This is a genomic window from Brevundimonas sp. SH203, assembly GCF_002157625.1.
Lineage (GTDB): Bacteria > Pseudomonadota > Alphaproteobacteria > Caulobacterales > Caulobacteraceae > Brevundimonas.
The window spans coordinates 1-18,666 of record NZ_BDMM01000006.1; the positions used below are offsets into that span (position 1 = coordinate 1).

The following is an 18,666-nucleotide window of genomic DNA, read 5'->3' on the forward strand; positions in this document are numbered from 1 at the left end:
GATCGCCCTGGACGGCAAGGGCGAGACCAACCTGGCCAAGCCCACCGCCGACGGCGTGCGTGAACCGCTCAACCGCCGCGCGACCATCGACATCAACTTCTAAGTCCCCAAGGCCGGCCGGTCTGGACACCCGGATCGGCCGGCCAAAGGATCGATGAAGATGTCGATTTCGATACCGGAAGCCGTCGTCGCCTCATGGGCGATGGCGGCTTTCGTGCCATTAAGTCACAGCCGCCGACCCATTTCGGGAAACGTCGCCTTGATCGATGTTTCCTGTTGATCGCGCGGAACCGGCGCGACACAAGGCAAGGAATGACCGCTTTGTTTGAACGTCCTGATTGCGCCTTCCGCGCCAAAGCGGCGCCGGGCAAGGCGGGAGTGTTCGAGGGCGGGCGAGCGAGATGACCGACCTCAGATCGTCTTCCCGAATGCTGTCGGCGCGCCGTCGTCGTCGTTACCGCCTGCGTGCGGATACGGCGCAGCGCGAGGCCGTCTTGCGCGCAAGATCGGTTCAGTCGGGCGTCTCCGCCACCATCTCTGCCTTTCCGTCGCCGACAGCCCGTCTCCGCAGCGGTCTCAAAGGTCGTCGTTTTCTGATCGTCTCGGCGCCCTTCGGGGCCTTCGGCATGGCGCTGGCCAGCGTGCTGGAAGGGCAGGGCGCCAGCGTCAATCGCATGATCTTCAACGCCGGCGATGCGATGAACTGGCGTCGCGCGGGCGGCGTCCGTTTCAAGGACACGGCGCAGGCCTGGGCCGATGGGATCGCCGATCTGGACGCCTACAGCGACATCGTCGTCTTTGGCGAGGCCGGCCCCTACAATCGCGCCGTCCTGGCGGCGGCCGATGTCTTGTCCGCCCGCATCTGGGTGTTGGAAAACGGTTATTTCCGTCCCGACTGGATCACGGTGGAGCGGAACGGCGTCAACGGCTCCAGCGCCCTGCCGCGTTTCCGCGACGGCTATCCCGAGCCCGCGCCGCATCTGCCCGAGCCGCATCAGGTCGGCAAGATCCTGCCCCACCATGTCGCCAACATCAGCGCCTATCATACGGCTCAGATCTTGGGCGGCGCGCTGTTCCCCAACTACGCCGCCCCCTATGTCTTTTCCCCGCTGAAACAGTGCGCGGGTCATATCCGACGCTATGTCAGCCTGGCCTTCCGTCGCCCCGAAAACTGCGACGCCGATCTCATCAGGGCGAAGGGCGACTTCTTCATCGCCTGTCTTCAGCGCGAGGGCGACGCCCAGCTGCTGCGCTATTCGCGCTATGCCGACAACACCGCCTTCCTGACGGCGGTGATCAAGAGCTTCGCGGAACGGGCGCCCGCCGCCAGCCGGCTGGTGGTCAAGAACCATCCCCTCGATCCCGGCATCATCGACCTGCGCAAGGTGACGCGGCGCCTGGCCCGCGAGCATGGGCTGGACGGACGCATCGACTTCATCGACGGCGGCAATCTGGCGGCCCTGTGCCGGGCGTCGCGGGGCATGGTGGTCAACAACTCCAGCGCCGCCCTGTCGGCCCTGGGCTTCCACACGCCGGTCAAGGTGCTGGGCGACGCCTTCTTCGATTTCGAGGGGCTCACCGACCAGAAATCCATCGACGATTTCTGGTCCGCGCCGCAGGCGCCGGACACGGCCCTGTTCACCCGCTTCCGCGCCCATGTGATCGCCCAGAGCCAGGTCAACGGCAATTTCCACGAGCCCCACGCCATCCTGCCCACGGCGCGCGGCGTCGCCGACGTTTTCGAGCGCGCCGGCCTCTAGAGATTTCTCCTGCCGATCGGCGGGGTGTGTCGCGCGCGCCACCCTCGGCCGCTGTCATATTGCTGTTACATAACTGTCGTCCCAAGGTCGGAGATGGGTCCTAGAGGGGGCTGGATTGCGACAAGCGATGCACGCCTGTCGTCTTGGCCCTATGCCGTCGTCCATCTGGGGATAGATGTAATGAACACTCGTAAAAGCCTGATCTGGGCGACCACCGCCCTCGTCGGCTCGCTCGCCTTCGCCAGCGCCGCCGCCGCGCAATCGACCGGCACGACCGCTGTCGAAGTTGAAGAAGTCGTTGTCTCGGGACAACGCGGTCCCCGCAACATCGACGGCGCCATTGTGGCTGAAACCGTCGGCAAGTCGCGTTCGACGGTCACGCAGGAGTTCATCGAGGCCCAGGCCGCCGGTCAGACGATCAACGAAGTTCTGAACCTGGTTCCCGGCATGAGCTTCACCAACAACGACGCCTATGGCTCGTCGGGCGGCAACATCCGCCTGCATGGTTTTGACGGCCCTCGCATCTCGCAGACCTTCGACGGCATGCCGCTGAACGACTCGGGTAACTATTCGCTGTATTCGAACCAGCAGCTGGACAGCGAACTGATCGGCTCGGCTTCGGTCAACACCGGCACGACCGACGTTGACTCCCCGACGGCCTCGGCTTCGGGCGGCACCATCAACATGTCCTCGATCCCTGTTCCGACCGAGTTCGGCGGCCGCATCAAGGGTTCGCTGGGCGACAGCGACTATCGTCGGGTCTTCGCTCAACTGAATACGGGCGAAGTCGGTCCCTTCGGCACCCGCGCCTGGCTGGCCTATTCGGACCAGTCGTATGACAAGTACAAGGGTCGGGGCGACCTGAACAAGACACAGTACAACTTCAAGATTTTCCAGCCGATCCGCGACAACGGCGACTTCGTCTCGCTGGCCGGTCACTGGAACCGCAACCGCAACAACAACTATGCGGACCTGCAACTGCAACGCAACGCTGACGGTTCGGCCAGCCTGGCCAATGGCGTGACCTGGAACAGCGACTTCGACACCAACTACACGGCTCCGACCTACCGCAACGGCCAAGCCGATGTCGACGGCAACAGCAACCGTTTCTGGGCTCTGCGTCAGAACCCCTCGGATACGGGCAACCTCCGCGCCCAGTCGCGCTTCACCCTGCGCGACAACCTGATCTTCACCTTCGATCCGTCGTTCCAGTACACCCTGGCGACCGGTGGGTCGGGTCAGTTCGTCCTGTCTGAAACCGATCGTATGATCCGCGGCTCCAAGACCACGGGCGGCGTTGACCTGAACGGTGACGGCGACACGCTGGACAACGTCCGCATTCACTCAACCAATGTGACGCATACTCAGCGTTACGGCATCAGCTCTTCGCTGATCTGGAAACTGTCGGATACGCAGACAATCCGCGCCGCCTACACCCTGGACGACGCCCGTCACCGTCAGACCGGCCTCTATGGTCGGATCGACTTCTCGAATCCGACTGAGCCGCGCTTCTTCGATCCGTTCGCCGGCTTGCGTGACGACGATCATCGCATCGTCAACCTGGATGGTTATGAACTGCGTGCCCGTGACCGTCTGTCCTACGCCATCCTGAATCAGTTCGCGGTCGAATACGCCGGTCGCTTCCTCGACGATGCGCTGCGCGTCAACGTCGGCCTGCGCGTGCCCTACTTCAAGCGCGAGATGAACCAGAACTGCTATTCGCAGTCCAAGAGCAGCTCGGTTGTCTGCACGACTGAAACTGCAGTCAAGCAAACGGACGGCACCTACAAGGTCGGCACGCGCTCGCAGAGCTACATTGCGCCGTATTCGCGTGACGTGAAGTTCGATGACGTCTTGCCGAACGTGAACGTCAGCTGGAACTTCTCGGGCCCGCATTCGGTCTATGCTTCGTTCGCTCAGTCGCTGACCCTGCCGCGTACAGACAACCTGTACACCGTCTTCTTCGACGCGAAGGGCGAAATCACCTCGCCCATCACGGCGCCGGAAAAGACCACCACCTACGACCTGGGCTACCGTTATCAAACGGGCGCCCTGATCGCTTCGGCCAACGTCTGGTACACCCAGTTCCAGAACCGCATCGTGTCGCGCTACGATCAGGATCTGGGCGTTTCGTTCGACTCGAACGTCGGCGATGTGAAGCTGTACGGCTTCGACTCGCAGGTCGGCTGGTCGCCGATGGAAGGTCTGTCGCTGTACGCCACGGCTTCGTACACGGACTCGGAAATCGCCAACGACTATCTGGACGGCACGAACCTGATCAAGACGGGCGGCAAGTCGCTGACCGAGACGCCGGATTGGACCTTCGGTGGTCGCATCCAGTATGAAACCGGCCCGCTGCAACTGGGCGCTCAGGTCAAGTACACCGGCGAGCGTTGGGTGACTGACGTCAACGATCTGTACACGGACGCCTACACCGTCGTTAACGCCGACGCCAAGTTCGACCTTGGCTACTTCGGGTACAAGCACTCCAGCCTTGCGCTGCGTGTCGTGAACCTGTTCGACGAGAAGTACTTCGGTTCGATCTCCGGTGCGACGGATTCGTCCAAGTCCACCTATGCCTACCGTGGCGCCCCCCGCACCATCCAGGCGACCGTCACCTACGCCTTCTGATCGCGTAGCCGTTCAAGACGCTGAAAGGGCGGTCCGTTCGCGGGCCGCCTTTTTTGTTTGTCCGGGGCGCGGCGTTGAAGTCGGCGGGGGTTGGGGCCATATGGCGCGGTCCGGCGGTTTGACCGGGTTTCGCCCCAGTGAGGACGTCTGAATGACCGCCCCCGTCGTCGCCATGCCCGCCGCCATCCCTGCCGAATGGGCGCCGCACCGCGCCATGTGGGTGGGGTGGCCCAGCCATGCGGAATACTGGTTCGAGGCGCTGGAGCAGGCGCGCGACGAGGTCGAGGGGCTGGTGCGGGCGCTGGCCGGGCCGGGGCGCGAGCAGGTTCGGCTGATGGTCGGAAAGCCGGAAATCCTGGCCGAGGTTCAGGCGCGGTTCGCGGGCGTCGACAATGTCGAGGTGGTGGGCGGCGTTTTCGGCGACATCTGGCTGCGCGACACCGGGCCGATCTTCGGCGTGGGATCGAAGACGGCGGCGGCGTTCCGGTTCAACGGCTGGGGCGGCAAATACGACATGCCGGGCGATGATCTGGTGGCGGGCCAGATCGGCGAGCGGTCGGGTACGCCCCTGACCTGGAACGACTTCGTCATGGAGGGCGGCTCGCTGGATCACGACGGGGAGGGGACGGTCCTGACCACGCGCCAGTGCCTGCTGAACCCCAACCGCAACCCGGCCTGGAACCAGGACGAGGCCGTCGCGGCGGCGGCGCTGGAAAAGGCCGTGGGCGCGAAGGTCGTGCTGTGGCTGGGCGACGGGCTGTTGAACGATCACACGGACGGCCATGTCGACAACCTGGCCCGGTTCGTCGCGCCGGGCGTCGTCGCCTGCCCGATCGCCTGGGGAAGGAACGACGTCAACGCCGACGTCTATGACGCCACGGCGCGCGATCTGTCGGCCATGACGGACGCGGCGGGCCGCCGGCTGAAAGTGGTGCGGATTCCGTCGCCAGGCCTGGTGCTGGACGAGGACGAACGCCCGATCCCCGCCAGCCACATGAACTTCCTGATCGCCAATGGCGCGGTCGTGGTGCCGACCTATGGCGACGCGCGTGCGGCCGACATGGCCTGTCAGGCGTTGAAGGAGGCCTTCCCCGACCGCGAGATCATTCCGCTGCCCTCCAACGCCATCCTGACCGGCGGCGGCTCGTTCCACTGCATTTCGCAGCAGGAGCCGGAATGAGTGATGAGTGCTAGTGAGCAAGGGGTGAGCGAGGTCGCGCTCCGCAGTCACCGGGATCTGAAGGTCTGGCAAATCGCGCTGGATATGACCGAGACGCTCTATCGGACGACGGCGGACTGGCCCAAGTCGGAGCAGTACGGTCTGGTCAGCCAGGTGCGGCGGGCGGCCGTGTCTGTTCCTGCGAATATCGCAGAAGGGGCGGGCCGCAGGACATCGGGAGAATTCGCGCATTTCATAGGGATCGCGCGGGGCTCGTTGGCGGAGCTGGAAACCCTGCTGATCATTGCGCGTCGTCTTGGCTACATCGAAGAGCCGTCGTTCCGTGCCATAATGGATGACCTATTCGAGTTGGGCCGGATGACCACCGGCCTTCTGAAATCTCTGAGCGAGCGTCGCTGATCGGCTCACCCCTTGCTCACTCGCACTATTCACCCGGAGCCCCGCATGACCCGCACAATTACCGTCGCCGGCATCCAGACCTCGTATGGCGAGGACCTGCAGGCCAATATCGACAAGACCATCGGCTTCGTGCGCGAGGCGGCGGGGCGGGGGGCGCAGGTGATCCTGCCGTCGGAGCTGTTTCAGGGGCCGTATTTCTGCGTGTCGCAGGAGGAGCATTGGTTCAGCCACGCCTATGAATGGCGCGAGCATCCGTGCGTGACGGCGATGTCCGAGGTGGCGAAAGAGCTGGGCGTGGCCATTCCGGTGTCCATCTTCGAGAAAGACGGACCGCAATATTACAACTCGTTGGTCATGCTGGACGCGGACGGCGAGGCGCTGGGTGTCTATAGGAAGAGCCATATCCCCGACGGCCCCGGCTATCAGGAGAAATACTATTTTCGGCCGGGCGACACCGGCTTCAAGGTCTGGAAGACCCGGTTCGGCAAGGTCGGGGTCGGCATCTGCTGGGACCAGTGGTTCCCGGAATGCGCGCGGGCGATGATGCTGATGGGCGCCGACGTCCTGATGTATCCGACCGCCATCGGCACCGAGCCGCACGACGCGACGCTGCACACCGCTCAGCCGTGGTGCCGCGCCATGCAGGGCCATGCGGTGTCCAACGCCGTGCCGGTGGTCGGCGCCAACCGGATCGGGCATGAGCGCGTGACCGAGGTCGGCCAGACCTTCTACGGCCATTCCTTCATCGCCGACCAGCAGGGCGAACTGGTCCAGCAATTGGGCGCAGAGGAGGAGGGTGTGCTGGTCCACGGCTTCGACCTGGACGAGTTGGACAAATACCGCGCGGCCTGGGGTTTCTTCCGCGATCGGCGGACGGATCTGTATGGGGCGCTGACGGGCGGGAAATAGTCTTCCTGCCTTGCGTCATCCTCGGGCTTGACCCGAGGATCGGGCGCTGATCGGGCTGTGCGCTGTCCCAGGCGCAAGGCGGCGGAGGGCCCGGCCCTCGGGTCAAGCCCGAGGGTGACGGCGTTGTTATCTAGCCCCGCATCGCCTCCACCGCCGCGACCAGCCGGTCGAGGTCGGCGGGCGAGGACAGGCGGTGGTCGCCGCCTTCGATCAGGTCCAGGCGCACGTCGCCGCCGGTCAGGCGTTCGACCAGTTCGACCTGATGACGCCAGGGCACCACATCGTCGGCGCGGCCCTGAAGGATGTGGACGGGGGCGGCGATGTCGACGGCGTCTTCCAGCAGCAGCCAGTCCTTCGCCTCCTCGAACATCCGGCGGGTCAGGACGTATTCGCCCAAGCCCTCCTCGACGATCAGGGTCTCGCCCTCGCGCAGGATGGCCTGGCGTTCGTGATCGGCCAGACCGGGCCACATCAGCCGTTCGGTGAAGTCCTGGGCCGGATTGACCAGCACCAGCCCCCTGATCCGATCCGGCCGCGCCAGGGTCGCCAGCAGCGACACCCAGCCGCCCATGGACGAGCCGACCGGAATCACCGGACCCGACAGGCTGTCGATCAGGGCGACGGCGTCCTCTCGCCAGCGGCCGATGGTCGCCTGTCGCCAGTCGCCGGAGGAGCGGCCGTGGGCGAAATGGTCGTAGCGGACGAAGTTCCAGCCGCGTTCGCGCGCGGCGGCGTCCAGCGCCAGGGCCTTGGTCCCCTCCATGTCGGAACGGAAGCCGCCGACCCAGATCACGGTCGGGCCGTCGCCCTCGACACGTTTGAAGGCCAGGGTTTCGCCAGAGGGGCGGGGCAGGTGCTGGATGTCGGTCATGGCGGTGTTGTGCCCCGACTTTCAGCCTGCGTCATCCAGATGTTCCCCTGTCCGTCATCCTCGGGCTTGACCCGAGGATCAGGCGTGACGCACACGGACGACTGAAGGCGGCCCAGGCCGTAACCCCCGTCGCGCACGTTCCGCGCGGCGCTGCCGATCCTCGGGTCAAGCCCGAGGATGACGGAGGAAGAATTGTCCGCACCCCCAAAGTCGCCCCAGGTCCTGTTCGTCACCTCCAACCGCATCGGCGACTGCGTCATCTCGTCGGGCGTGATCCGCGAGATCGCGCGTCAGGTTCCGGGGGCCGAGATCACCGTGGCCTGCGGTCGGCCGCCCGCGCCCTTCTTCCGTTCGGCGCCCGGCGTGGTGCGGACGATCATCCTGGACAAGAAGAAGATGTCCGGCCACTGGCTCGATCTGTGGAAACAGGTCGTCGGCACGCGCTGGGATCTGGTCATCGACATCCGGGGCTCGGCGCTCGGCTATCTGATTCCGGCGAAACGGCGCATCGTCTATAATCGGTCGTGGGAGACGGGCCTGCGAAAGGTCGAGATGGTGTCGCGCCTGATGGGATCGCCCGCGCCGCTGGACCCCGAAATCTTCCTGGACGACCGGGCGCGGGCCGAGGCCGCCGCCGTCATCGACCCGCAGCTGGCGGGGGGCGCCGGTCCCGGCCGGATCATTGCTTTGGCCCCCATCGCGCACCAGCCGGGCAAGAGCTGGCCCGCCGACCGCTGGGGCGCGCTGGTCGAGAAGCTGAAGGCCGAGCCGCGTTTTGACGGCTGGCGCTTCATGCCCGTGGGCGGGCCGGGCGACCGGCCGCCGGCGACGCCTGCGCTGGAAGCCGCCGGGCTGAGGGCGATCGACTTCGTGGGCAAGGGCGACATTCTGGCCTCCGCCGCCGCCATCGACCGGGCCGATCTGTTCGTGGGCAATGATTCGGGGCTGATGCATGTCTCGGCGGCGCTGGGGCGGCCGACGCTGGGCCTGTTCGGCCCGACCGAATGGTGGCTTTACGGCCCGTGGGGGCCCCGGACGCGCACGGCGGCCTCTAACGAGACGCGGGGCCAGTTCGCGCCCATTGAGGACCTGAGCGTGGATCACGTGTTCGAGGCGGTGCTGGCGCTTCATGACGCCTATGTCGGCGAAACGCCCGCCAACCCTTGAAAAACGGGGCTTCCAGCGTCATATTGCCGACCTTGAGGGGAACGTGGCGCTCGCCGCGCGTTTCTGCTCATCAAGACACACGCTTCATCTGACCACATAAGGAAACGACGCCCATTCGCCGTCCCATGCAAGCGCCGCCCGTGAAAGACGGGCCGCGTATGAACCAGGATATCCGCGCCCCTCGCGTTCTGCTCATCGACCAGAACGGCGAAAAACAAGGCGTCATGCCCACCTCCGCCGCTCTGGAAGCCGCCGAGGAAGCCGGGATGGATCTGGTCGAGATCGTCTCCACCTCCGAACCGCCGGTGGCCAAGATCCTCGATTACGGCAAGCACCGTTTCCAGGAGCAGAAGAAGAAGGCCGAGCAGCGCAAGCGCCAGAAGGTCGTCGAGCTGAAGGAAATCAAGCTCCGTCCGAACATCGACACCCACGACTATGAGGTGAAGGCCAAGGCCATGCACCGCTTCTTCGACGAGGGCGACAAGGTGAAGGTCACGCTGCGCTTCCGCGGTCGTGAAATGGCGCACCCCGAACTGGGCATGAAGCTGCTGAACAAGGTCCAGGCCGACTTCGACGAAGTCGCCAAGGTCGAGTTCGCGCCCAAGATGGAAGGCCGCCAGATGATCATGATCCTGGCCCCGCGCTGATCGCGATCCCTCGCTGAAATCCAGAACGCCCCGGTCGCCAGACCGGGGCGTTTTTCGTTTGCGGAATGGAACGGGGTTGTCTGGACTTTCCTCTTCTGGTTGAGCTTGACCGTGGAGATGGGGGCGTCGATGCGGAAATCCGGTTTTGTCGAGCGGTTGGCGTTGGGCGCCGTTCTGGCCCTGACGCTGTTTGGACACGTCGCCGAGGCGGAGCCTGCGCCCGCGCGCGTCGAGGCCCTGCCGCTTGAGGTCTATGCCGCTTCGCCCGCCGTCGATCTGATGGCCTTGTCGCCCAGCGGCAAGCTGGTGGCGCGTGTGGCGGTGGCGGGCGAGGCGCGGGCCATCGTCGTCACCCATCTGGATACGGGCCAGAATCTGTTCACCGCGACCCTGGGCGATTCCAAGGTGCGCGACCTGGCCTGGATCGGAGAGGGGCGGGTGCTGGTCGTGGCGTCCGAAACTCGCGGCATTCCCATGTTGGGCGTGCCCAAGACGGAACTCTATTTCGGCGTCATCGCCGACCTCGCGAACGGCAAGCTGGTTCGCGTGCTGGACGGCACCCCGGATGTCCTGCCCGTGCTTTACGGCTCGGCCTCGGTGCGAAGGACCGACGCGGGCGAGACCCTGTTCGTGCGCGGCGTGACCCTCACCACCGATGCGATCGACCTCTACCGGATCGACCTTCGAAACGGTCGGGGCCGGGCGGTGCAGCCGATGGACAGGGAGACGGACGACTATGTTCTGGATCGCGCCGGCGGTTTGCTGGCGAGGGCGCGCTATGTCGAACGCACGGGCGCCTGGACGATGCAGCTGCCGCGCAACGTCCGGTTCCGCGACGCCTGGTCGGTGACGGAGCCGATCGATACGCCCCACTTCCTGGGCATGGGGCGTTCGCCCCGAACGGTGGTGGTCGAGGCGGATCGACCGGACCTGGCGGGCGGTGATCCCGAGGCCGAAGGGGCGGTGCTGTTCGAAGTGGATGTCGACACCGGGGAATGGACCCGCCTGCCGTTCGAACACGATCCCGACCAACTGCTGCATCACCCCGAAACCCGCCTGCTGATCGGCGCCGCGCGCACGGAGGAGGATGGCGAACAGTATGAGTTCATCGATCCGACGGCGGCCAGTCGCTGGCGCTCGATCCGGCGCGCGCTGCAAGACAAGCCCGCGCGGCTGGTGTCGTGGAGCGACGACTTGAGACAAATCCTGATCTTCACCGACACGGAAGAATCGGGTCTCTATCAGCTGGTCGATTTCGATCGCGGCGTCGCCGATGCGGTGGCCGAGGCCTACCCGGACATCACGCCCGAGCAGGTCGGCGTGGCGCGCCCCATCCGATACGTCGCCGCCGACGGTCTTGAGATTTCCGGTTATCTGACCCTGCCGCCCGGCGTCGAGACGGCCGAAAACCTGCCCTTGATCGTACTGGCCCACGGCGGGCCGGCGTCGCGCGACGTGGCCGGCTTCAACTGGGAGGCCCAGGCCCTGGCCTCGCGCGGCTATGCGGTGCTGCAGGCCAATTTCCGGGGCTCTACGGGCTATGGCCGCACCTTCCTGGAAGCCGGCTATGGCCAGTGGGGGCGCAAGATGCAGACGGACCTGTCGGACGGGGTTCGGTGGCTGGCGGGGCAAGGCATGATCGATCCCCGGCGCGTCTGCATCGTCGGCGCCAGCTATGGCGGTTACGCCGCCATGGCCGGTCTGACGCTGGATCGCGGGGTCTATCGCTGCGCGGTGTCCTACGCCGGGGTTTCCGACCTGAGGCGCATGGTCAATCGGGAGGCCCGGCAACAGGAACGGCGCGACAATCAGACGGTGCGCTACTGGAATCGGTTCATGGGCGCGGCGCGGTTGAACGACCGGGCGCTGGACGCCCTGTCGCCCGCCTTTCTGGCCGAGGCGATGGACAAGCCCTTGCTGCTGATCCACGGCCGCGACGACACCGTCGTTCCCATCGAGCAGAGCCGGGTCATGGCCGAGGCGATGCGGCGCGCCGGAAAGCCGGTGGAGTTGATCGAGCTGGCGGGCGAGGATCACTGGATGTCGCGGGCCGACACCCGGTCGAGGGCGCTGCAAGAGACTGTGCGGTTTCTGGAGGCGAACAATCCGCCTCGCTAGACGGGCGGGGCCGCGCTAGATCATCGGCATGACGACATCCGCCGCTCCGCCCAAGATCCATGCGCCCGCCTTGGCGGTGCTGTTTGCGGTGGTGTTCATCAATCTGGTCGGGTTCGGGCTGGTGGTGCCGTTGCTGCCGTTCTTCGCCCAGAGCCTGAAGGCCGAGGCGTGGCAGATCACCTTGATGTTCTCGGCCTATTCGCTGGGGCAGTTCTTCGCCGAGCCATTCTGGGGGCGGCTGTCGGATCGGATCGGGCGAAAGCCGGTGCTGCTGATGACGCTGGTCGCCAATGCGCTGGGCTATCTGATGCTGGCCTTCGTTCCCAACATCTGGCTGGCCATCGCGGTGCGGCTGTTCACCGGCCTGGGGGCGGGCAATATTTCGACGGTCCAGGGGTATGTGGCCGATGTGACGCCGCCCGAGCAGAGGGCCGGGCGGATGGGGCTGATCGGGGCGGCGTTCGGCCTGGGCTTCATCGTCGGGCCGGGTCTGGGCGGGCTGCTGACCCAGCCGCAGATGGGCCATATCGGCTATCAGCTGCCGATCTTCCTGGCGTCGGCGCTGGCGGCCCTGGCGGCGGTCGGGGTGATCGTCTTTCTGCGCGAAAGCCGAGCCAAGGCCGATCCGGCCGCGCCGCGCCCGGCCTTCCTGTCGGGCCTTAAGGCGGCGCGCGACAACGATGTGGTGTCGCGGGTTCTGGTCGTGACCCTGATCTATATGGCCGGGTTTTCGGCGATGGAGAGCGTGTTCGGCCTGTGGGCCGAGAGTCGCTATCAATGGGGCGCGCGTGAGGTGGGGCTCAGCTTCATGATCGTGGGGGTGATTTCGACCCTGAACCAGGGATTCCTGGCCGGGCGGCTGGCGCGGCGGTTCGGGGAATCGCGCGTGCTGGCGACCGGGATGCTGCTGTTCGGAACGTCGCTGGTGCTGCAGGTGCTGGCGCCTGTCGCCTGGTTTCCGGCGACGGAACTGAGGCTGGGCGCCCTGTCGATCCCGGTGGTGCAGGGCTGGAGCATTCCCATCGTCATGGCGGTGGGGGCGTGCGGCATGTCGCTGGCCATGCCCAATATCTCGGCCATGATCAGCCGGGCCTCGCCGCCCGACCGGCAGGGGGCGATGCTGGGGCTGAACATGGCGTCCAGTTCGGTGGCGCGCATCTTCGGGCCGATGATCGCCGGCGCCCTGTTCTCGGGCCTGGGCCACGACTGGCCCTTCCTGATCGGGGCCTTGCTGACCGTCCCCGCGGCGGTCATGGCGATCAACGCCGGGCGGGCGATCCGGCGCGGCCAGAGCGCGGCCAAGCTGTTGAACTGACTCGCCTTGCGTCGCGGGGCGTCTTGGCGTAGAAGCCGCGCCTTCGCGTACCGAACCGTCGGGCGAACAGGCATGCCTGGGCGGTTCTTAAACTCTGGAGAGACGCCACCCAACGGGCTCAAGTAGTCCGAAGGACGGTAGCCCCTCCAAAAAGGAGACTGAAATGCCGAAACTGAAGACGAAGTCGGGCGCCAAGAAGCGCTTCAAATTCACGGCCACTGGCAAGGTCAAGGCCGGCGTTGCGGGCAAGCGTCACCGCTTGATCAGCCATAACTCGAAATACATCCGCCAGAACCGCGGCACCTCGGTCATGGCCGACGCCGACGCCAAGAAGATCAAGTCCTACATGCCCTACGCCTGATCGGCGCCGGGTTCACAGACGATCTTCCGCACTGAATTTGAACAACAGTCCCTCAAGCAGCAAGCCGCCGCGCGGCGCGCGATAGGGACTTCCCGAAGGGAAAAACATCATGGCTCGCGTTAAACGTGGCGTAACCTCGCACGCCAAGCACAAGAAGGTTCTGGAGCAGGCCAAGGGCTTCTCCGGCCGCCGCAAGAATACGATCCGCACGGCCAAGGCCGCCGTCGACCGCGCCGGGCAATACGCCTATCGCGACCGTCGCGCCAAGAAGCGCAACTTCCGCGCTCTGTGGATTCAGCGCATCAACGCCGCGGCCCGCATCGAAGGCTTCACCTACAGCCAGTTCATCAACGGCCTGAACAAGGCCGGCATCGAACTGGACCGCAAGGTCCTGGCCGCCATCGCCGCCGATGCGACCGGCTTCAAGGCCGTCGCCGACAAGGTTCGCGCCGCCCTGGCGTAAGCTGGGTCGTCACGACGAAGATCAACGCCCGCTCCGGTTCGCCGGGGCGGGCGTTTTCGTTTCGGGCAAAGCGTCCTTCATTCCGGGGCCGAGCGGAGCGCGGTCGTGCGCTTGGATGCATTGGGCGCCGGGGATGTTCTCCCGGGTTCCGGGTTCGTCCTGCGGACGCCCCGGAAGGACGATCTCTAGGCGGCTTGGGATAAGGCGGTTTCGGCGGCGGTCATGACCTGGCGGATGGCGTTCAGCAGGGCGTCGGGCTGGATCGGCTTTTGCGCCACCCCGTTCATGCCGGCGGCGACATAGTCCATCTCGTCGCGCTCGTCGGCGTTGGCGGTCAGGGCCAGGATGGGCAGGGCGCCGGCCGGGGCGGGCAGGGCGCGGATGGCGCGCGCAGCCTGAACCCCGTCCATCACCGGCATCTTGATGTCCATCAGCACCAGATCGAAGGGGCGGGCGGCGACGGCGGCGACGGCCTCGCATCCGTTCTCGACCATTTCGGCGGTGCAGCCGAACATCTCCAGCAGCTTGCCGGCGACGAAGCGGTTGGCGGCGTTGTCGTCGGCCACCAGCACATGCAGCGTCGGGTGCGGGGTGGGGGCGACCATTTCCGGTGTCGCAGGCTCGGCCGGGACCGCCGGACGTAGGGGCAGGCGCACCTGAAACCGCGCGCCGCCCTGGGGCGAGGCGCCCAGGGCGATGTCGCCGCCCATCCGCTCGGCGATCTGGCGGCAGATGGCCAGGCCCAGGCCCGCGCCCGCGCCCTCGCGCCCCGCCTTGCCGGTGTTGAACGGCTCGAAGATGGTCGCGGCGGCGGCCTCGGGCACGCCGGGGCCGCTGTCGTCCACGGTCAGGATCACCAGCCCGTCCGCACGGCTTTCGATCAGGGCCGAGACCCCGCCCGTCAGGGTGAACTTCAGCGCATTGCCGATCAGATTGTTCAGCAGCTGCTTCAGCCGCATCCCGTCGGCCTGGACGAAGGGGACGGCCAGGTCGGTGCGGACGCTGAGCGTCAGGGCCTTTTCCTCGGCCCGCGCCCGCCACAGGGCGTCGATGTCGACGGCGACGGCCGACAGATCCAGCGGCTCCTCCTCAAGCGTCAGCATCCCGGCCGAGGCGCGCGACATATCCAGGGCGTCGGTCAGCAGCCGCAGCAGGCTCTGGCCCGAATCGATGACGGTGCGGACGTAGGGGCGCAGCTCCTCCTGCTCCAGCTTCTTGTCCATCAGGGCGGCGACGCCCAGCACTCCGTTCAGGGGCGTGCGGATCTCGTGGCTCATCACCGCCAGGAACTCGGACTTGGCGCGGCTGGAGGCGACGGCCTCGGCCTCGGCCAGGGCCAGGTCGCGGGCCAGGGCGCTCATCGCCTCGGCGCGCTGGCGGTGGACGGCGGCCCCGGCCTGAACCACCTGCAGCGCCGTGCCGACGCCGAGGTAGCGGCCGTCCGACACCACGACGAAGCCGCCGAGCAGGGCGCCCAGTTCGGCGGCGTCATAGGTGTGGAAAAAGGTCTCGGCGCTGGTCGAGGCCTCCGTGACCGGCGCATTGCGGTCCATCAGGCTGTCGGCCGGCTTGCGGGCGTAGAGGGCGCGGCCGAACTCGGCCGCCATCCGCAGGGTGAAGGCGTTGCGTTCGATGACGCCCAGGGGCCGGCCCTGATCGTCGACCACGGCCAGGGCCAGGGTGTTCGGCTCGTTCTGGAACCGCTCGAAGATCTCCGCGCCCAGGGTGGACGGCGCCACGGGCGCGATCAAGTCGACGAAATCACCGATCAGCGGCATCGCGGTCCCCACCTGTTCCGCCATCGCCTTAACGTCTGAAATTTAACGCCAGCTTTGCCGTTCATGAAGCTTTCGCGGCGGGTTTTCGACAGTTGCTCCGTCGGCGGATCGAAATGCGCCGGGTGGAAGTCCGCGTTCCCACAAGGGCGATCGTGGGATAGGCTGAACCCCATGATGCGCGCCCTGATCTGCGGCCTGGCTGCGGCCCTTCTTCTTGCACAGACCGCGATGGCGCAGGATCGGCGCGTCGCCGTCACCTTCGACGACCTGCCGTTCCAGGCGGACGCCGTCACGATGTGCGATCCGGCCCGGCTGATGGCCATCGCCCACGACTTCACCGCCATGCTGAAGCCGCTGGACACCCATGCGACGGCCTTCGTCAACGCCGGGCGGGTGTGCGAGGCGCAGCGCGACGCGGTCCTGCCGCGCGTGCTGAACGTCTGGCTGGATGCGGGGCTGGACCTGGGCAACCACACCTTCAGCCACATCAACATTCACCGCACGACCCCGGAGGCCTATCTGGCCGACGTCGACGCCGGGGCGCCGGCGGCGCGGGCGGCGCTGGAGGCGCGCGGGATGCGTCTGCGCTGGTTCCGCCATCCCTATCTGTTCACCGGCGAGACCCCGGCCAAGCACGACGCCCTCGCCGCCGGCCTGGCCCAGCGCGGCTATGTGATCGCGCCCGTGACCCTGGACAACAACGACTGGATGTTCGGCGACGTCTATCGCAAGGCCGAGCAGATCGGCGATGAGGCGCTGAAACAGCGGATCGGCGCGGCCTATGTGGCCTATATGACGGCGGTGCTGGACGTCATGGAGCCCTATAGTGCCGAACTGACCGGCGGACGCGAGCCGGCGCAGGTTCTGCTGCTGCACGCCAACAGTCTGAACCAGGCCTGGTATCCGCAGATCCACGCCCTGTATCTGGCGCGCGGCTATCGTTTCGTGCCGTTGGAGGCGGCGCTGGCCGATCCGATCTACGCCCATGCGGACACCTTCGTCGCGGCCAATGGCGTGTCCTGGCTGCATCGCTGGACCCAGACCGACGGGCGGCCGATCCGCTGGGGGCCAAAGCCGCCCGCCTGGATCGTCGCGGCCAATGCGGCCCCGGCGTCGGAGCTGGAGGCCATCGCGGCGAACCAAACCGCGCCTTGAAGGGTGACGAAACGGCTCGGGGCCGTTAAGGCGTCAGCCATAATGACCGATCTCGCCACACTCGAACTCGAACTGATCAACGCCATCGGCTCGGCCGAAAGCGTCGCTGCCCTGGAAGAGGTGCGGGTCGCCGCGCTCGGCAAGTCCGGCTCGATCTCCGGCCTGTTGAAGGGGATGGGGGTGATGAGCCCCGATCAGCGGCGCGAACAGGGGCCGATCATCAACGGCCTGCGCGACCGGGTCGCCTCGGCCATCGCCGGCCGCAAGACCGCGCTGGAGGCCGCCGAGCTGGACGCCCGGCTTCAGGCCGAACGCATCGACCTGACCCTGCCGGCCCGGCCGCGTCGCAAGGGCGGGGTCCACCCCACCATGCAGGTGATGGACGAGATGGTGGCCGTCTTCGCCGAGATGGGCTTCGCCGTGGCGGAAGGCCCGGACATCGAGGACGACTTCCACAACTTCACCGCCCTGAACTTCCCGCCCAAACACCCGGCGCGGGAGATGCACGACACCTTCTTCCTGAAACCCGACCCCGAGACGGGCGAGCGCAAGGTGCTGCGGACCCACACCAGCCCGGTGCAGGTCCGCACCATGATGTCGCAGAAGCCGCCGATCCGCATCATCGCGCCGGGCCGCACCTTCCGTAAGGATTCGGACGCCACCCACACGCCGATGTTCCACCAGATCGAAGGTCTGGTGATCGACCGCGACATCCATATGGGGCATCTGAAGACCACGCTTGAGACCTTCATCGCCCGCTTCTTCGAACTGGACGCGGTTCAGGCGCGGTTCCGGCCGCACCACTTCCCCTTCACCGAGCCGTCGGCCGAGATGGACATCCGCTGCGACCGTTCGGGCGGGAAACTGGTGTTCAACACCGGCGACGACTGGCTGGAGATCCTGGGCTGCGGGATGGTGCATCCCAATGTGCTGAGGAACTGCGGCATCGATCCTGACGAATATCAGGGCTTCGCCTTCGGCATGGGCGTGGACCGTCTGGCCATGCTGAAATACGGCGTGCCGGACCTGCGCCCCATGTTCGAGGCCGACACCCGCTGGCTGGCCCACTACGGCTTCTCCGCCTTCGCCGCCCCCAACCCGGCCTCGGGCCTGAGCTGATCCATGACCGACGTTCAAGACACCATCACCTTCAAGCGGATCGGCGACGGGCCGATCTATGAGAAGGCGCAAATCTGGCTGCCGCAACTGATCGCAGAGGCCATGTCAGGCGGCTCCAGTCTGGTCGAGAACAAAACCTTCGTCGATTGCCGCATCGAGGGGCCGGCTGTGCTGCTGGCGATGGGGGGCTGCGACTTCGACGCCTGCGACATGGGCAGGACCGGAGGCGATATTCGCAATCTGTTGCTTGCGCCGGTGGGACCGGAAAAGGTGATCGGCGCGGTCGGCTTTCGCAATTGCGTTTTCCGGCGCTGCAAATTCTTCGCCGTCGGATTCACGGGCGCGCCTGAGTTCCTGCAGAATTTCCAGAACGTTCTGGGCGGGGAAGCTGCATGACCTCCATTCTGCCGATCAATCGTCCACCGGCGGACGCGCCTGACCTGAACGCCAAAACCTTCGAAAACGTCGACATCATCCTGTATGAACTCTTCACGGCGGCGGCCGCGAAGGGCGTTCCGCTGATCGAGGGGCGGACGTTCCGGGGATGCCGGTTCCAGGGGCCGGCCATCGTCCTGGCCTCGACCGGCGTGACCTTCTCCGACACCAATTTCGGCGAAAGCCGCGGCGGCGTCGCCAATCTGTTGCTGCGCCCCGTGGGCGACAAGGCCATCGGGACCATTCCGATGCGCGACTGCCATTTCATCGGCTGCGAATTCTACGGCGTCGGTTTCACCGGGCCAGAATCGTTCATCGCCGAGGTCAGCACCCTGACCGACAAGCCCAAGGCCTGAGA

General features: G+C 66.2%; 17 protein-coding genes. 15 read left to right on the forward strand and 2 right to left on the reverse strand.

Annotated elements, in window-relative coordinates; translation table 11 throughout:
• Window positions 1-401 precede the first annotated feature (401 nt).
• The 5 genes from SH203_RS12785 (at window position 402) to aguB (ending at window position 6,879) form a co-directional block, all read left to right on the forward strand.
• Window positions 402-1,760, forward strand: a complete 1,359-nt coding sequence (locus SH203_RS12785; RefSeq protein WP_234989506.1) for a capsular biosynthesis protein — start codon at window positions 402-404, stop codon at window positions 1,758-1,760.
• A gap of 24 nt (window positions 1,761-1,784) precedes the next feature.
• The gene (locus SH203_RS12790; protein WP_234989507.1) at window positions 1,785-4,391 is read left to right on the forward strand and encodes a TonB-dependent receptor; all 2,607 of its coding nucleotides are present in this window, start codon (window positions 1,785-1,787) and stop codon (window positions 4,389-4,391) included.
• Window positions 4,392-4,563: 172 nt separating this feature from the next.
• Complete coding sequence (locus SH203_RS12795) at window positions 4,564-5,571, forward strand: agmatine deiminase family protein (protein ID WP_087121494.1); 1,008 nt, start codon at window positions 4,564-4,566, stop codon at window positions 5,569-5,571.
• A 24-nt stretch (window positions 5,572-5,595) separates the two neighbouring features.
• The gene (locus tag SH203_RS12800; RefSeq protein ID WP_200808942.1) at window positions 5,596-5,970 is read left to right on the forward strand and encodes a four helix bundle protein; all 375 of its coding nucleotides are present in this window, start codon (window positions 5,596-5,598) and stop codon (window positions 5,968-5,970) included.
• 45 nt (window positions 5,971-6,015) lie between these two features.
• A complete protein-coding gene (gene aguB, locus SH203_RS12805; RefSeq protein WP_087121344.1) occupies window positions 6,016-6,879 on the forward strand; it encodes an N-carbamoylputrescine amidase in 864 nt (287 codons plus the stop codon).
• Window positions 6,880-7,009: 130 nt separating this feature from the next.
• Here the strand turns inward: aguB and SH203_RS12810 are convergent, their stop codons facing one another.
• On the reverse strand, window positions 7,010-7,750 hold the full coding sequence (locus tag SH203_RS12810; protein WP_087121345.1) for an alpha/beta fold hydrolase: 741 nt from the start codon (window positions 7,748-7,750) through the stop codon (window positions 7,010-7,012).
• 192 nt (window positions 7,751-7,942) lie between these two features.
• Here SH203_RS12810 and SH203_RS12815 point away from each other — a divergent pair, with 192 nt between their 5' ends.
• The 6 genes from SH203_RS12815 to rplT all read left to right on the forward strand — a co-directional run bounded on the left by SH203_RS12815 (window position 7,943) and on the right by rplT (window position 13,821).
• Window positions 7,943-8,917, forward strand: a complete 975-nt coding sequence (locus SH203_RS12815; protein ID WP_234989508.1) for a glycosyltransferase family 9 protein — start codon at window positions 7,943-7,945, stop codon at window positions 8,915-8,917.
• Between the two features lie 125 nt (window positions 8,918-9,042).
• Window positions 9,043-9,564: a translation initiation factor IF-3 gene (infC, locus tag SH203_RS12820; protein WP_087121347.1), complete on the forward strand. Its 522-nt coding sequence runs from the start codon at window positions 9,043-9,045 to the stop codon at window positions 9,562-9,564.
• A 129-nt stretch (window positions 9,565-9,693) separates the two neighbouring features.
• Window positions 9,694-11,682 carry a S9 family peptidase gene (locus SH203_RS12825; RefSeq protein WP_087121348.1) on the forward strand — a complete coding sequence of 663 codons (1,989 nt, stop codon included), beginning with the start codon at window positions 9,694-9,696 and terminating at the stop codon, window positions 11,680-11,682.
• A 28-nt stretch (window positions 11,683-11,710) separates the two neighbouring features.
• Window positions 11,711-12,997 carry an MFS transporter gene (locus SH203_RS12830; RefSeq protein ID WP_087121349.1) on the forward strand — a complete coding sequence of 429 codons (1,287 nt, stop codon included), beginning with the start codon at window positions 11,711-11,713 and terminating at the stop codon, window positions 12,995-12,997.
• A gap of 163 nt (window positions 12,998-13,160) precedes the next feature.
• A complete protein-coding gene (rpmI, locus tag SH203_RS12835) occupies window positions 13,161-13,358 on the forward strand; it encodes a 50S ribosomal protein L35 (protein WP_003166435.1) in 198 nt (65 codons plus the stop codon).
• 109 nt (window positions 13,359-13,467) lie between these two features.
• Entirely contained in the window at window positions 13,468-13,821 is a 354-nt protein-coding gene (gene rplT / locus SH203_RS12840; RefSeq protein WP_087121350.1) for a 50S ribosomal protein L20, read from the forward strand.
• A gap of 185 nt (window positions 13,822-14,006) precedes the next feature.
• Here the strand turns inward: rplT and SH203_RS12845 are convergent, their stop codons facing one another.
• Complete coding sequence (locus tag SH203_RS12845) at window positions 14,007-15,599, reverse strand: ATP-binding protein (protein WP_087121495.1); 1,593 nt, start codon at window positions 15,597-15,599, stop codon at window positions 14,007-14,009.
• Window positions 15,600-15,770: 171 nt separating this feature from the next.
• Between SH203_RS12845 and SH203_RS12850 the strand changes: the two genes are divergently transcribed.
• The 4 genes from SH203_RS12850 to SH203_RS12865 are packed head-to-tail and all read left to right on the forward strand — an operon-like array spanning window position 15,771 to window position 18,664.
• Window positions 15,771-16,754, forward strand: coding sequence for a polysaccharide deacetylase family protein (locus SH203_RS12850; RefSeq protein WP_087121351.1), 984 nt, complete (start codon window positions 15,771-15,773; stop codon window positions 16,752-16,754).
• A gap of 42 nt (window positions 16,755-16,796) precedes the next feature.
• Complete coding sequence (pheS, locus tag SH203_RS12855; RefSeq protein ID WP_087121352.1) at window positions 16,797-17,873, forward strand: phenylalanine--tRNA ligase subunit alpha; 1,077 nt, start codon at window positions 16,797-16,799, stop codon at window positions 17,871-17,873.
• Between the two features lie 3 nt (window positions 17,874-17,876).
• Entirely contained in the window at window positions 17,877-18,269 is a 393-nt protein-coding gene (locus tag SH203_RS12860) for a hypothetical protein (protein WP_087121353.1), read from the forward strand.
• A complete protein-coding gene (locus SH203_RS12865) occupies window positions 18,266-18,664 on the forward strand; it encodes a hypothetical protein (protein WP_087121354.1) in 399 nt (132 codons plus the stop codon). Before SH203_RS12860 ends, SH203_RS12865 begins: the two co-directional genes overlap by 4 nt.
• The last annotated feature ends 2 nt before the right edge of the window (window positions 18,665-18,666 follow it).

Bases quoted from the DNA above. Each gene is read 5' to 3' on its own strand.
- SH203_RS12825 (WP_087121348.1), top strand. From the start codon at position 9,694: ATGCGGAAATCCGGTTTTGTCGAGCGGTTGGCGTTGGGCGCCGTTCTG.
- aguB (WP_087121344.1), top strand. From the start codon at position 6,016: ATGACCCGCACAATTACCGTCGCCGGCATCCAGACCTCGTATGGCGAG.
- SH203_RS12810 (WP_087121345.1), bottom strand. From the start codon at position 7,750: ATGACCGACATCCAGCACCTGCCCCGCCCCTCTGGCGAAACCCTGGCC.
- rplT (WP_087121350.1), top strand. From the start codon at position 13,468: ATGGCTCGCGTTAAACGTGGCGTAACCTCGCACGCCAAGCACAAGAAG.
- SH203_RS12860 (WP_087121353.1), top strand. From the start codon at position 17,877: ATGACCGACGTTCAAGACACCATCACCTTCAAGCGGATCGGCGACGGG.
- SH203_RS12865 (WP_087121354.1), top strand. From the start codon at position 18,266: ATGACCTCCATTCTGCCGATCAATCGTCCACCGGCGGACGCGCCTGAC.
- rpmI (WP_003166435.1), top strand. From the start codon at position 13,161: ATGCCGAAACTGAAGACGAAGTCGGGCGCCAAGAAGCGCTTCAAATTC.
- SH203_RS12785 (WP_234989506.1), top strand. From the start codon at position 402: ATGACCGACCTCAGATCGTCTTCCCGAATGCTGTCGGCGCGCCGTCGT.
- pheS (WP_087121352.1), top strand. From the start codon at position 16,797: ATGACCGATCTCGCCACACTCGAACTCGAACTGATCAACGCCATCGGC.
- SH203_RS12830 (WP_087121349.1), top strand. From the start codon at position 11,711: ATGACGACATCCGCCGCTCCGCCCAAGATCCATGCGCCCGCCTTGGCG.
- SH203_RS12845 (WP_087121495.1), bottom strand. From the start codon at position 15,599: ATGCCGCTGATCGGTGATTTCGTCGACTTGATCGCGCCCGTGGCGCCG.
- infC (WP_087121347.1), top strand. From the start codon at position 9,043: ATGCAAGCGCCGCCCGTGAAAGACGGGCCGCGTATGAACCAGGATATC.
- SH203_RS12795 (WP_087121494.1), top strand. From the start codon at position 4,564: ATGCCCGCCGCCATCCCTGCCGAATGGGCGCCGCACCGCGCCATGTGG.
- SH203_RS12850 (WP_087121351.1), top strand. From the start codon at position 15,771: ATGATGCGCGCCCTGATCTGCGGCCTGGCTGCGGCCCTTCTTCTTGCA.